The organism is Bradyrhizobium sp. USDA 3315, assembly GCF_054056795.1.
Genome location: NZ_JBSRYP010000001.1, coordinates 8,875,589 through 8,889,276, shown reverse-complemented (window position 1 = coordinate 8,889,276; position 13,688 = coordinate 8,875,589). Strand labels below are relative to the sequence as shown.

Below are 13,688 nucleotides of genomic sequence, written 5' to 3'. Positions count from 1 at the left end.
GGCAGCGATGTATACGATTGGGGTCGACGTCGGCGGCACTTACACCGACCTGGTTGCGACGGATCAAAGCGGGCGCACCGTGTTCGCGAAATCGCCGTCCACGCCGGCCGATCAGTCGATCGGCGTGATGGCGGGACTGGAAGAGCTGGCGCGCCGCCTCGGCGTGACGCGCGCGGCGATGCTCGCCGCGACCGATCGCCTGGTGCACGGCACGACGGTTGCGACCAATGCGCTGCTCGAGCGCAAGGGCGCCAAAGTTGCGCTGCTGACCACCGAGGGTCATCGCGACGTCGTTGAGATGCGCGAGGGGTTGAAGCCGGACCGCTACGATCTGCGCACGCCGCCGCCCGAGCCGCTGGTGCCGCGCGAGCGCCGCTTTGGCGCGCGCGAGCGGCTGAAGGCCGACGGCAGCGCTGCGGTTGCGCTCGATGCCGCCGCGCTCGGCGACGTCATCGCGGAAGTGAAACGTTCGGGTGCGAATTCCGTCGCGGTCTGCTTTCTGCATGCCTATCTCAACCCGGCGCATGAGCTTGCCGCCGTCGAGCAGCTGGCGAAGGAGCTGCCCGACGTCAGCGTGTCGCGCTCGAGCGACGTACTGCCGCAGATCAAGGAATATGAGCGTGTCTCGACCACAATCGTGAACGCTTATGTCGCGCCGACGGTGCGACGCTATCTCACCAATCTGGAGCGTAGCCTGCATGAGGCGGGCTTCAAGGGCTCGCTGTTCGTCGTGCTGTCGCATGGCGGCATGGCGCCGGTGGAGGAAGCCTCGCGGCTCGCCGCGGGCACGGTGCTGTCGGGGCCGGCCGGCGGCATCTCCGGCAGCCGCCGCTGCGCCGAGATGCTCGGGATCCCCGATCTCGTGCCGTTCGACATGGGCGGCACCTCGACCGACATCTCGCTGATCGCAGATGGCCAGGCCTCGCTGTCGGCGGATGGCATGCTCGCCGGCCAGCGCATCGCGCTGCGCAGCCTCGACATCGCCAGCATCGCCGCCGGCGGCGGCTCGATCGCGAGCGTCGACGGCGGCCGCACGCTGCGGGTCGGGCCGGAGAGCGCGGGCTCGGTGCCGGGCCCGGCCTGCTACGGCAATGGCGGCACGGCTGCCACCGTCACCGATGCCAATGTCGTGCTCGGTTATCTCGACGCCGCCGCCTTCATGGGCGGCGCGCGGCCGCTCGACCGTGCGGCGTCGGAAGCCGCGGTGGACCGGATCGCCGCAGCGCTCGAGCTGTCGCGGATCGAGGCCGCCGCCGGCATCTACAAGATGATCAATCTGAAGATGGCCGACGGCATCCGCCTGATGACCTTGCGCCGCGGCGTCGATCCGCGCAAATTCGCGCTGCTCAGCTTCGGCGGCGCCGCCGGCATGCACGCCGCCGAGGTCGCGCGCGAGCTCGAGATCAAGCGCATTATCGTGCCGACGGTCGCCTCTGTGCTTTCGGCCTGGGGCATGCTGACCAGCGATCTGCGCTACGAGGTCAGCCGCACCCATTACGGCACCGGCCGGATTTCCGCCGACGAGGTTCGCGCCTTGTTCGCCGGGCTGGAAGAGCAGGTGGCGGGGCGGCTGCGCGACTGGTTCAAGGGCGATATCGGCATCGAGCGCTCGGCCGAGATGCGCTACGGCGAGCAGGTGTTCGAGATCGACGTGCCGCTCGGCGAGCTCGATCTCGGCGCCGCCGACCTGGTGGCGCAGATCGAGGAACGCTTCCATCGCCGCCACGAGGAGCTCTACACCTATGCCTCGCGCGGGCAGGAGGTGGTGTTCGTCAACGCCCGCGTTGCCGCCGTCGGCAAGGTGGCGCGCGGCAGCAGTGATGCCGGAAAGGCCAGCTCGGCTGCGCCCTGCGCGCCGCGCGGCAAGCGGCAGGCCTGGTTCGGTGCCTGGCGCGAGGTGCCGGTCTACGCGCTCGACGATCTCGGGCCGGGCCAAGCGCTGGCCGGTTCCGCGATCATTGAGGCCGAAACCACGACCGTCCTGGTCGACAGCGGCGACCGCGTCGCGGTCAACCCGCTGGGCTGGCTCGATATAACATTGCGCTGATCGTCAAGTCGGAACTGCACTCCCTCTCCCGCTTGCGGGCAGGGCTATCGCATGTGCGCTCGATCCCTCCACAGACTCGTCATGCCCGGCCTTGTGCCGGGCATCCACGTCCTGGTTTCCGCGCGAAAAAGACGTGGATGGCCGGGACAAGCCCGGCCATGACGATGTGGAAATAGCGCCGCCAAGCTTTTCGCCGCCATATGCGATTGCCCTGCGCTTGCGGGGGAGGTGAAAGAAGGCCTGCCTCCGCCATCAACATTTCATTTTTCCGGCATTGGCTTGGGCGATAAACTCCGCTCGCTCGGGAGGAGCGCCGGCCTGGTGCCGGCGCGTTTGTGGCGATGTTGATGCAAACAAAAAGACAAACTGCGCTTTCGATATCCCTCGTCCTCGCAGCTGTCCTCGCGGCGGCGCCGTTGCGCGCGCAGCAGGCGCAGACGGCGGCGGCCGGCAACGAGATCCGCATCGGCAACGTCATGCCCTATACCGGGCCGCTCGCCGCGTTCGCGACCATCGGGCGGGCGGAGGCGGCCCATTTCGACATGGTCAACGAGCATGGCGGCATCAACGGCCGCAAGGTCAGGTTCGTCTCGGTCGATGACAGCTCCAATCCGAAGATCGCGATGGAGCAGACCCGCGATCTCGTCGAGAAGCAGGATGTGCTGTTGATGTTCGGCTCGTTCGGCACGCCGAGCAACCTCGCGGTCCGGAAGTACCTTAACGAGAACAAGGTCCCGCAGCTGTTCGTCGCTTCCGGCGACGAGGCGTGGGCGCATCCTGCGACCTTTCCCTGGACCATGGGCTGGCAGCCGACCTTCCGCGCCGAGGGGCGGATCTACGCCAATTACATCCAGGCCGCCTATCCCTCGCGCAAGATCGCGGTGCTCTGGCAGAACGACCAGTTCGGCCGCGACCTGTTCAAGGGATTGCAGGAGGGGCTCGGCGACACCGCCGGCATGATCGTCGCCGATCTCGCCTTCGATGCATCGGAGACCGCGATCCAGAACCAGATCGGAATTTTGAAGAACTCCGGCGCCGACATCCTGGTGTTCGACGGGGCGCCGGCGATCGCGGCGCGCGCGATCCGCGTCGCCGCGGACCTCGACTGGCATCCGGTGTTCATCCTCGACAATGCGTCGGCCTCGATCGCCAGCGCCTTGCGGCCGGCAGGCCTGCAGAATTCGCTCGGCGTGATCTCGACCTCGTTCCTCAAGGATGCCGGCGATGCCTCCTGGAAGGACGATCCGCAGATCAAGGCGTGGCTCGCCTTCATGGACAAGTATTATCCCGACGGCGACAAGGACGACATCTACGCCGTGTTCGGCTACGCCGCCGCCGATACGCTGATGCAGGTGCTGCGCCAGTGCGGCGACGATCTGTCGCGCGAGAACATCATGCGGCAGGCCGCGTCGCTGAAGGATTACCAGAGCCCGATCGCGCTGCCCGGGATCGTGATCAACACCGGACCGAAGGACTTCCGCCCGATCAAGCAGATGCGCCTGGTGCAGTTCGACGGCAATGCCTGGCAGCCGATCGGCGACGTGATCGACAGCGCGTTCACGGCGGTGCGCGAGGATAATTGAGGGCCGTTGAGTTGGGTCATGCGTCGTCCCGGCGAAGGCCGGGACCCATTACCCCAACTCTCAGTTGTTTGTGCGTCGCTGGGGCAACAATCCTTTTCACACCACGCAGCGGTGGTTATGGGTCCCGGCTTTCGCCCATAGGCGCTAAGATAGTTTGATCATAGTCTGATAGTGGCGCTTATGTCTGGGTGGCTCGCGTAGATGTCGCCGGAGAGCGTGACTGGCTCTGCAGAGTAGAGCGATTGCGGGCTGTGGAATGATCGCTTGCCGTAGCGAAGCTACGAGCTGGCGCAGCAGACGCCACGTCACTGGGTGGGTCAGGCGGCGTCGGCCAAGCGGGGAGAGTCTTCGAGTTCGTCGACGAGCGGCTCGAGCAATAGAATGATCAGCAGATGAGCGAGGATATGGGGTCTGGCGGACCGCTCGTCGGTTCCGGGAGGTCCCTTCAGGCCAATCAGGCTTTTCAGCCGCTTGAAGCCGAGCTCAATGCGCCATCGCAGCCGATAGAGGGCGAGGATATCTGCAGTCGTGAAGTCCTCTGGCCTGAGTGAGGTCACCAGGATCACCCAATCTGCGGCGTCAAGTGTTTGCCTGGAGAGCTGATGACCTCCCTTTTGTGCAGTCCGGCGCGCCTTGCGTCGCGCAGCCGCAGCAGCTTGCGCCGGCTTCTTCGCGGCAACCAGACGCACTGCGAGCGGCGGCGCACCTGACTTGCGCTTTATCCAAATCGGCCGATCGATCAGGCCACGCGCCGAGGCGTTGCGCAGTTCGGCAGTGAGGTCAACAAGATTACCTTCGGCATCGAGCCAGCGCGCGCTCTTCCAGCCGGCCCGGATCACGAAGTCCGCATCGGCATCGACGAGATGCGCCATGCGCTCCGGTTGCAGATAGGCGCGATCGGCAAGACGGATCTCACCGGCAACCGCCGGTATCCGATCCAGCGTCTCGCCCGCTCGCTGATCGGTCAGTTCGAAGTGACCAAAGCGCTCCTGCGGAAGATCGAACGCGCTATGGATACGCCACACTGCGTTCTTGTTCCTGCCGCTCGTCCCAGCCTTGGGGACCGTCGTGGCGTCAACAATACGGATCAGACGACCGCGGCTCGCCTTCGGCGCCGCGGCGGCAAGCGCCTGCTCGACCAAGATTGCCAGCCAATCTCCGCACTGACGTAAGCGATACAACAGAGCCACGTTGGAGATATCGACAAGCCCAACCGACGTGGCCCATGCCGCCGTCAACCGCAGCCCTTTCTCACCAAGGCAATAAGCCAAGATCAGGCGCAGCAAGTCGACCGCATTGCTGATCTCCCGCGGACGGACAAACGCCTTCGTCTTGCGCGCGCTAATGTTCAGAGCCTCGGCTCCGCCAAGTCGGGCGACAACGCGCGCCCAATCTTTGTTCACAAGCGATTCGTGTGCCATTCCATCTTGGAATCACAAGCGAATCCAAGGCGCAAATCCTATTTTAGCGCCTATGGGCTTTCGCCGGGACGACGGTGTGGAGAGAGTTTACTTCTTCAACCCATAATTCAACAGCCCGCCCTTGTTCTTCGGCGGGTGCGCGCGCAGCCCTTCCTCGTTCGGCTCGGTGCCCCAGCCCGGACGATCCGGGATCACCAGATGGCCGTCGACGAATTCAGGCACGTGGGTGAACAACTCGTGGTCCCAGGCCAGCCGATCGATGTCGGTCTCCATGATGCGCAGGTTCGGCACCGCGGCGCAGAAATGCGCGTTCATCATGGTGCAGAGGTGGCCGTAGAAATTATGCGGCGCGACGTTGACCTCGAAATGCTCGGCGGCGGCGGCGATCTTCATCGACTGCCAGACCCCGTTCCATGGCGTGTCGATGATCGCGACATCCATCGCCTGCTCGGTGAAATAGGGCAGGAATTCGCGCAGGCCGAGCAGCGTCTCGCAGGACGAGATCGGGTGCGGGCTCTGGCGGCGGATATAGCCGAGCGCCTGTGGATTGAAGGTGTCGATCTCGACCCAGAACATGTCCATCTTCTCGATGGCGCGCAGGATTTTCAGATAGCCCTCGGTCTTGGCGTTGAAGTTGAGGTCGAGCAGGAGATCGACATCCGGCCCCGCACCATCGCGGATCGCCTCCAGGTGCATGCAGAGATTGCGCAGCACGGTGCGGTCGATATTGATCTCGGGCTGGAACGGCGAGCCGAAGCCGGGGCGCCAGCCTTGCGGCTTGCCGTCGGTATAGACGAAGATGTTGGTCTTCATCGCCGTGAATTTCTTCTCGCGCACTTCGGCCCCGATCGCCTTGACGCCGTCGAGATCAGTGATCGCCGGCTTGTACCAGTCGGGATGATTGATGCGCCAGGTCGCGCAATGCGACCAGTACACCCGCACGCGGTCGCGGATCTTGCCGCCGAGCAGGTCGTAGCAGGGCACGCCGAGCGCCTTGGCCTTGACGTCGAGCAGCGCGTTCTCGATCGCCCCGAGCGCCAGCGCCACCACGCCGCCGGCGGCAGGGCGCGTCGCGGCGAACAGCTCGACATAGATCCGCTCGTGCTCGAACGCGTTCTTGCCGACCACCCGCGCCGACAGCCGCTCGATCGCCGCCGTCACGCCGGGCGCGCCGAAGCCCTCGTCATATTCGCTCCAGCCGACCAGCCCGTCCGTCGTCGTCACCTTGACGAAGTGATAATTCCGCCAGCCGGCATCGCAGGCGAGCGTCTCGACGCTTTTGATTGTGGTGGGTTTGCTCATGGTTTCCTGCCCGGTTGTTTGTTGCTGTTGGCGGGATACCAACAACGGATCGGCGGACGCGTCAATTCGCGCCAAGGCAAGGCGACAATGCGTATTGGCAAGGCGGCACTCGCCTCTTCGTTCACCGTCACCCTGAGGAGCGCGCTCTTGCGCGCGTCTCGAAGGGTCGACGGCCCGGCTCTCTCCGTGTGGATCTCACGGGGCCGTGCATCCTTCGAGGCTCGCAAGAGCTCGCGCCTCAGGATGACGGGACAAACATCTCGGTGCCAGGCCGGAACAGCGTCGGCCGCTGCCGTTCGAAGGTCTTGCGGCCGTGCTTGAAGCCCATCAGCACGTCGGGCAGCTCGGCGATGGCGTTGGTTCCGCTGTCGGTATCGAGCACGACGATGTCGGCGGGATTGCCGACCGTGATGCCGTAATCCTTCAGGTTCATCAGCCGTGCCGGCAGGTCGGTGACGAGATCGAGGCAGGCGTCGAACTCGCCGATCCCGGCATGCGCCGCATTGGCGTAGAGATTGGCCATCCGCAGCAGCGAAGCATCGCCGAACGGCGTGAAGGGATTTTGCACATTGTTGGTCGCGACCGAGCACAGCACGCCATCGGCGACGAGCCGGTGCGCGGCGGTCAGCCCACGCGGCGCGTTGTGGGTGGCGTCGCGGCCCATCAGATAGAGATCGGTCGCCGGCAGCACGGTGACCGCGACACCGGCCTCGGCGAGCCGAGCGCCGGCTTTCTTCAACCGATCAGGCGGCAGCGCGGAGAGTTTGGTGGCGTGCCCGATCGCGACGCGCCCGTGATAGTTGCGCCGCTCGGTCTGCCGGCAGACCTCCTCCATGTGCCACCAGGAGGGATCGAGGTCGAAATCGAGATGCAGGTCGACATCGACGTCGAACTCCTGCGCGAGGTCGAAGATGCGCGCGATATGCGCGTTCGGATCGCTGTCGACATAGGGGCAGCCGCCGACCGCCTCGGCACCGTCGTTGAGCGCCGCGACCAAGAGCTCGTCGGCGCCGGGATCGTTGGTCAGGCCCTCTTGCGGAAAGGCGCAGAGCGAGAGGTCGAGCGCCCAGGCATAGTCGCGTTTCAAGGCCTTGACCGCCTCGAAGCCGCGCAGCCCGATCCTCGGGTCGATCTCGACATGCGTCCGCATCCGCGTGGTGCCCGCCGTGATTGCGCGCTCGATCACTTTTGAGCCGCGCGCATGGACATCCTCGATCGTGAAGTCGCGCTTCATCGCCGATACCGCGCGGATCGCCTCGCCGAGGCTGGCGTGATCGTGGCCGCAGCGGCCGAGCAGGCAGGCCTTGTCGAGATGGATATGGGTGTCGACGAAGCCGGGCAACGCCAGCCGGCCGTTGAGGTCGACTTCGACCGCCTCGCACACGAGGCGCGGCGCGATCGCGGCGATCCTGCCGCCGGCGATGCCGATATCGACCGCGGCGGCAGAGCTGCGCGTCACGGCATTGCGGAAGACGAGGTCGAAGGCAGGTTTCGCGATCATCGGCGAGGGAAACATCAGGGTGGTCTGAGCCTAGCGGAACGGCCAGGATCCGGCAGCACCAGATTGTGTGCAGTTTTATGGTTCGATTGTCTAAAAAATATGCATACACTTTGATGACCAGATTGTAGAGTCCTGATTATCCCCGGAGACCCGCCATGTCCGCACCCGCCAAAGCCGACGCCCGCCCGATGTCCGATGCCGAGATCGTCGAGGCCTATTTGACGGCGTCGATGATCCCCGATCCGGATGCGGCTGCGGCCTATATGAAGCCGGGCACGGTGATCACCTTCACCGGCGGGCGCAAATTCGACCATCCGCGCGGGCCGACCGGCTTCAACGCGAAGCGCTATCGCTGGGTGAAGAAGAAGATGGACCGCTTCGATGTCTGCCCCGGCACGGACGAGACCGTCGTCTATAGCGTCGGCACGCTCTACGGCGAATGGACCGACGGCACGCCGTTCGAAGGCAACCGCTATGTCGACCGCTTCGTGGTGCGGGGCGGGCAGATCGTCAAGATGGACGTCTGGAACGACAGCGCCGAGCGGATTTTGATGCAGCGGGGGATCGAGGCGTAGGAAGCGGTGCCAGTTCTCCCTCGCCCCGCTCTTGCGGGGAGAGGGTCGGGGTGAGGGGCTGCATCCGCGAGTATCGGCCGCGGATAGACCTGTACCCCCTCACCCGGATCGCATCTGCGATGCGATCCGACCTCTCCCCGCAGGCGGGGCGAGGTAAGAGCATCAGCGCCGCGCGGCCTTCGGCAGCTTCACCACCTTTTCGCCGGTTGCCTCGTCGGCATAGGGGGCCAGAATATCCAGCAGATCGCGGCCGCGCTGCGGGCTCGGCGCGACCAGCGCACGGGTCGCCACGGAATCCAGATGGCCGTGCATCAGCGCCATCACCTTGTCGACGTCGCCTTTCGCCAGCGCGGCGATGATCGCGCGGTGCTCGTTGATCGCGCATTCCGATGAATGCGGCCGGCTGTACAGCGACAGCGTCAGGCAGCAGCGGTACGCGACCTCGCTGACATAGCGCACCAGGATCGGGCTGTTCGTCATGTGGGCGAGCAGGATGTGGAATTCGGTGGCGAGCCGGATCGACACCGCGTCGGTGCCGTCGCGGGCCCGATCCTCGGCGTCGACATGGGCATTCAGTTCGGCGATCTGCGCCTTGGTCAGCTTGCCCGCGAGTTGCCGCACCACCAGCCGCTCGAGCTCGATGCGGATATCGAAGGCATCGCGCGCCTCCTGCCAGCTCGGCGTCGCCACCACGGCGATGCGGTTGCGGCGCAGCTCGACCAGGCCTTCCGCCGCCAATTGCCCGAGCGCATGCCGTGCGATGGTGCGGCTGACGCCGAAGCGCTCGCCGAGGGAATCCTCGGGCAGCTTGGCGCCGGGCTCCAGCGCCTGCTCGATGATCGCGCGCCGCAGCGCGCGGCAGATCACGCTGACCTTGTCTGACGATTCAGCCGTCTTGCTGCTGTCGGCGCGCCCCGCCATTGCCGCGAATCCCTCTCGAAGGTGCTTCGAACGCCTCTTTATCATACCGCCAAAGCAATCGGGCGCTCGAATTGCATGCAGTTTGAGCTACGGATTGCCCAAAAGGAATCCGGCCTTTGATGCGGGGAACGCGCGATCTCCTTGATTTTCAACGCGGCTGCCGCTGGCATCCGGCTTGCATGCACTTTGCTCGTGATGCGCATGCAACCAAACTCCGAATTTGCCGGCGAGCCGATGGCCGCCGGATCCGCGCCGACCGCGATCGAGCTGTCGGACGCCTCCGTCACCTTCGGCCGCGGCGCCCGCGCCGTGCCGGCACTGTCGACAACCACGCTGCGGATCGCCGACGGCGAGTTCGTCGCGCTGGTCGGCCCGTCCGGCTGCGGCAAGTCCACCATCCTGCGGCTGGTTTCCGGCCTGGCGCGGCCGTCCACCGGCGTCGTCATCGTCGGGGGCCGCGAGGTCGCGGCGCGCGCGATGCGGGTCGGCATGGCGTTCCAGAACCCGACCATGCTGCCGTGGATGACGATCGAAAAGAACATCATGCTGCCGCTGAAGATCGTCGAGCCGTTCCGCTCGCAGTTCCGCAAGCTGCGCAAGACCGAGTTCCGCGACAAGGCCAATGCGTTGCTCGAGCAGGTCGGGCTGAAGGGGTTCGGCGGCCGCTATCCCTGGCAGCTCTCCGGCGGCATGCTCCAGCGCGCCAATCTGTGCCGCGCGCTGATCCACGAGCCGCGCATGCTGCTGCTCGACGAGCCGTTCGGCGCGCTCGACCAGTTCACCCGCGAGGAGCTGTGGGGAATCCTTCAGCAGCTCTGGATGACCCACAGGCCGACCGTGCTGCTGGTCACCCATGATCTGCGCGAGGCCGGCTTCCTCGCCAGCCGTATCTGCGTGATGAGCGCGCGGCCCGGCCGCATCCTCGACGACTCCAGGGTCGACTTCGCCCGTCCGCGCACCGTGGCGATGACCTTTGAGCCTGACTTCGTCGCGCTCAACCAGAAGCTCCGCGCCTTCATTGTCGATGCGCGCAGCGCGGCGCGCGAGGGAGCCTGACCATGTCCGTGTCAGACATCAGGCAGAAGGCCTGGTCCGCCGCCCTGATCGTGCTGTTCTTCGTCGCCTGGGAATTGTTCTGCCTGATGACGGGGATGTCGGATCTCGTGTTGCCGCGGCCGTCGCAGATCTTCGTCACGCTGTTCGAGAAATTCCCGATCCTGTGGCCGCACATCGTGCAGACCCTGGTCACCACCATGATCGGCTTCGTGCTCGGCGTGGCGCTCGGCGTCGCGCTCGGTGCCGTGATCGGGGTGTCAAAAACCGCCTACGACACCTGCTATCCGCTGCTGGTCGGCTTCTCGTCGATCCCGAAGGTCGCCGTGGTGCCGATCTTCGTGCTGTGGTTCGGCTCCGGCACCGTGCCGGCGGTGTTGACCTCGTTGTCGATCTGCTTCTTCCCGATCGTCGTCAATATCGCCACCGGTCTTGCCACCACCGAACCCGAGCTCGAGGACGTGCTGAAGGCGCTCGGCGCCAGCAAGTTCGACATCCTCTGGAATGTCGGCCTGCCGAGGACGATGCCGTTCTTCTTCGCCTCGCTGAAGGTCGCGGTCTCCTACGCCTTCGTCGGCGCGGTGCTGTCGGAAACCGTCGCCTCAAACCGCGGCATCGGCAACGTCATGATGACGGCGTCCTCCAATTTCAACGTGCCGCTGGTGTTCGCCGGGCTGTTCGTGCTCGCCGGTCTCGGCGTCGCGCTCTACGTCCTGTTCTCGCTGATCGAGGGCCAGGTCACCGGCTGGGCGACACGCAAGGACAATGTCATCGCCACTTGAGACACTTCGTCAACCGTCAAGCAATGAAGCTTAAGGAGATCTCGATGCTGAGAAAAGTAAGCGCCGCGCTGTTGGGATTGGCCCTGATCGCCGGTCCCGCGCGCGCCGAGGAAACCACCATCAAGTTCACGCTGGGCTGGAAGACGCAAGGCTCGGACGCCGCGTTCTTCTACGCCAAGGACAACGGCTACTTCAAAGAGGAAGGCCTCAACGTCGTGATCGACCAGGGCGAGGGCTCCGGCGCGACCGTGACGCGCATCATGTCGGGCGCCTATGAAGCCGGCTTCGGCGACGTCAATGCGATCATCCAGAACGCCGCGACCAAGCCGCAGGATGCGCCGGTCATGGTCTACATGATGTGGAACCAGCCGCCATTCGCGATCGTCGCCAAGAACTCGAGCGGCATCAAGACGATCAAGGATTTCGAGGGCCACACGCTCGGCGGCGCGCAGGGCACGCCGACCACGCGGCTGTTGCCGGTGTTCGTGCACAAGAACGGGCTCGATGGCGAGAAGATCAAGGTCTCCAACATGGCGCCGAACCTGCAGGAGCCGATGCTGATCAAGGGCGACATCGACGCCGCGCTGGTGTTCAACATCACGAGCTATTTCAACCTGGTGCTGAACCGCCAGGACCCCGACAAGGACTTCAAATGGTTCTCGTTCGGCGATTACGGGCTCGACCTCTATTCCAACGGCGTGATGGTCTCGCGCAAGCTGATCGCCTCGAACCCGAGGGCGGTGGCCGGACTCGTCCGCGCCATCAACAAGGGCGCGATCGCGGTAGCCAAGGATCAGAACGCGGCCATGAAGGCGGCGCTGAACTATGACAATCTGATCAATGTCGATGTCGAGAAGCGCCGCCTGCAATACTCCTTCGAGAAGCTGATCGTCTCGCCGGAGATGAAGGACATCGGCATCGGCGACGTCAGGGACGACCGCATGGCCCGCGCCATCGGCTTCATCGTCGAAGGCTACCAGCTCACCCGCACGCCGGCCCCGGCCGAAGTGTTTTCGCGGGAATTCCTGCCGCCGCGCGCGGAGCGGGAGTTGGTGTATACGGCGAATTAAGTTTACTCGTCATTGCGAGCGAAGCGAAGCAATCCATTCTTCGGCACGGGAATAGATGGATTGCTTCGTCGCTCCGCTCCTCGCAATGACGGCGGAGGGACCGATGGACGTCACGGCAACCCGTCTGTTCTGCGGTTCTGACCACGACATCCGCAACGACGTCGTGCTCCGTCACGACGGCGGCGTCATCACCGATATTTCCGAAGCCGCGCGCCCGGCGACAGGCCCGCGTTCCCTCATCCTTCCCGCCTTCGTCAACGCCCACGACCATGCCCGCCCGCGCGCCTCGAGCTTCGGGGCGGTCGGCATGCCGCTGGAGAGCTGGATCCTGCGCACGGTGGTCGGCACGCCCGTCGATCCCTATCTCACCGCGGCCTCAGCGCTGGGACGCGCGGCGCAGGCCGGCTGCGCCGCGATGATGGTGCCCTACACCCGCCCGAGCGGCACCATGCCGCTCGTGGAGGAAGTCAAGTCGATCGCGCGCGCCGCCGGCGATGTCGGCATCCGCATCGCCTTTGCCGTCGCGGTGCGCGACCAGAACCCGATCGTCTATGGCGACAGCGAAGCGGCCGGCGTGCAGTGGTGCTCGGAGCCGCTGCTGGAAGCAGTCGCGGAGAACTCGGCGCAGACCGGCCGTCGCATCCACATGCACCTGCTCGAGACGATCTACCAGCGCGCCTGGGCCGATCGGCATTTTCCCGGCGGCATCGCCCGCTATCTCCGCGACATCGGCCTCCTCTCGGAGCGGCTGACGCTCGCGCATTGCATCCACGCTCGGCCCGACGAGCTCGAGATGATCGCGGCGTCGGGCGCACGCATCGTCACCAATTTTTCCTCCAACCTGCATCTGCGCTCGGGGCTCGCGCCGATCGCCGCGGCGCACGCCTGCGGTTGCGGAATTGCCGTCGGCGTCGATGGCCTGGCGCTCGATGAGGATGACGATTTGCTGCGCGAGATGCGGCTGGTGCAGATGATGCACGGTGGTCTCGGCTTCAAGCGTACATGGACTGCTCAGGAATTCTTCACGCTCGCGATCCGCAACGGCCGCCGCGCCACCGGCGCGCCGGGCACCGGCGAGCTCGCGGTCGGTGCGCCGGCCGATTTCGTCAGCATCGATCTCGATCGCCTCGAGGGTGATCAGATTCTCGATGCCGATCCGCTCGACCTCTTGTTCGCGCGCGGCAATGCGTCGCTGATCTCAGAGCTTGTGGTCGATGGTCGCACCGTCGCCAGGGCCGGCCGGTGCCTCGGTGTTGATCTTCCCGCCATTGAGCAGGAACTGCGCGGCATCACCTGCGCGAGCGCGGCCACATACGCGCATGTCTTGCGCGCATGGCCGCGATTGTCGAACTCAGTGCAACACTGGTTCGAAGCGCAGCTCACCTGCAATTAGCTGCACAATCTTCGCTTCGCGCTGAGCAGCAGCTTCGGTC

The 13,688-nt window shown here is 65.2% G+C and carries 11 protein-coding genes; 7 read left to right on the top strand and 4 right to left on the bottom strand.

The genetic code is table 11. From position 1 onward, the window contains the following. Nucleotides 1–7 precede the first annotated feature (7 nt). Complete coding sequence (locus tag ACVIYL_RS41485) at nt 8–2,047, top strand: hydantoinase/oxoprolinase family protein (protein WP_456781326.1); 2,040 nt, start codon at nt 8–10, stop codon at nt 2,045–2,047. Nucleotides 2,048–2,394: 347 nt separating this feature from the next. Further along, on the top strand, nt 2,395–3,630 hold the full coding sequence (locus tag ACVIYL_RS41480; RefSeq protein ID WP_456781325.1) for an ABC transporter substrate-binding protein: 1,236 nt from the start codon (nt 2,395–2,397) through the stop codon (nt 3,628–3,630). A gap of 317 nt (nt 3,631–3,947) precedes the next feature. Here the strand turns inward: ACVIYL_RS41480 and ACVIYL_RS41475 are convergent, their stop codons facing one another. The 3 genes from ACVIYL_RS41475 to ACVIYL_RS41465 form a co-directional block, all read right to left on the bottom strand. Further along, on the bottom strand, nt 3,948–5,033 hold the full coding sequence (locus tag ACVIYL_RS41475) for an IS4 family transposase (protein WP_253604643.1): 1,086 nt from the start codon (nt 5,031–5,033) through the stop codon (nt 3,948–3,950). Between the two features lie 105 nt (nt 5,034–5,138). Further along, nucleotides 5,139–6,353 carry a mandelate racemase/muconate lactonizing enzyme family protein gene (locus tag ACVIYL_RS41470; protein WP_456781324.1) on the bottom strand — a complete coding sequence of 405 codons (1,215 nt, stop codon included), beginning with the start codon at nt 6,351–6,353 and terminating at the stop codon, nt 5,139–5,141. A 238-nt stretch (nt 6,354–6,591) separates the two neighbouring features. Beyond that, nucleotides 6,592–7,854: an amidohydrolase family protein gene (locus ACVIYL_RS41465; RefSeq protein ID WP_456781949.1), complete on the bottom strand. Its 1,263-nt coding sequence runs from the start codon at nt 7,852–7,854 to the stop codon at nt 6,592–6,594. Between the two features lie 155 nt (nt 7,855–8,009). Here ACVIYL_RS41465 and ACVIYL_RS41460 point away from each other — a divergent pair, with 155 nt between their 5' ends. Next, nucleotides 8,010–8,429 (top strand): nuclear transport factor 2-like protein, encoded by a 420-nt coding sequence (locus ACVIYL_RS41460; protein ID WP_076824328.1) that lies wholly within the window; start codon nt 8,010–8,012, stop codon nt 8,427–8,429. Nucleotides 8,430–8,591: 162 nt separating this feature from the next. On the opposite strand, the gene ACVIYL_RS41455 is transcribed toward ACVIYL_RS41460, so the two are convergent. Then, nucleotides 8,592–9,350 carry a GntR family transcriptional regulator gene (locus ACVIYL_RS41455; RefSeq protein WP_456781323.1) on the bottom strand — a complete coding sequence of 253 codons (759 nt, stop codon included), beginning with the start codon at nt 9,348–9,350 and terminating at the stop codon, nt 8,592–8,594. Between the two features lie 201 nt (nt 9,351–9,551). Here ACVIYL_RS41455 and ACVIYL_RS41450 point away from each other — a divergent pair, with 201 nt between their 5' ends. The 4 genes from ACVIYL_RS41450 (at nt 9,552) to ACVIYL_RS41435 (ending at nt 13,648) form a co-directional block, all read left to right on the top strand. After that, nucleotides 9,552–10,406, top strand: a complete 855-nt coding sequence (locus tag ACVIYL_RS41450; protein WP_076824349.1) for an ABC transporter ATP-binding protein — start codon at nt 9,552–9,554, stop codon at nt 10,404–10,406. Between the two features lie 2 nt (nt 10,407–10,408). Beyond that, entirely contained in the window at nt 10,409–11,185 is a 777-nt protein-coding gene (locus ACVIYL_RS41445; RefSeq protein ID WP_050425957.1) for an ABC transporter permease, read from the top strand. Between the two features lie 44 nt (nt 11,186–11,229). Beyond that, a complete protein-coding gene (locus ACVIYL_RS41440) occupies nt 11,230–12,255 on the top strand; it encodes an ABC transporter substrate-binding protein (RefSeq protein WP_456781322.1) in 1,026 nt (341 codons plus the stop codon). A gap of 103 nt (nt 12,256–12,358) precedes the next feature. Further along, on the top strand, nt 12,359–13,648 hold the full coding sequence (locus ACVIYL_RS41435; RefSeq protein ID WP_456781321.1) for an amidohydrolase family protein: 1,290 nt from the start codon (nt 12,359–12,361) through the stop codon (nt 13,646–13,648). The last annotated feature ends 40 nt before the right edge of the window (nt 13,649–13,688 follow it).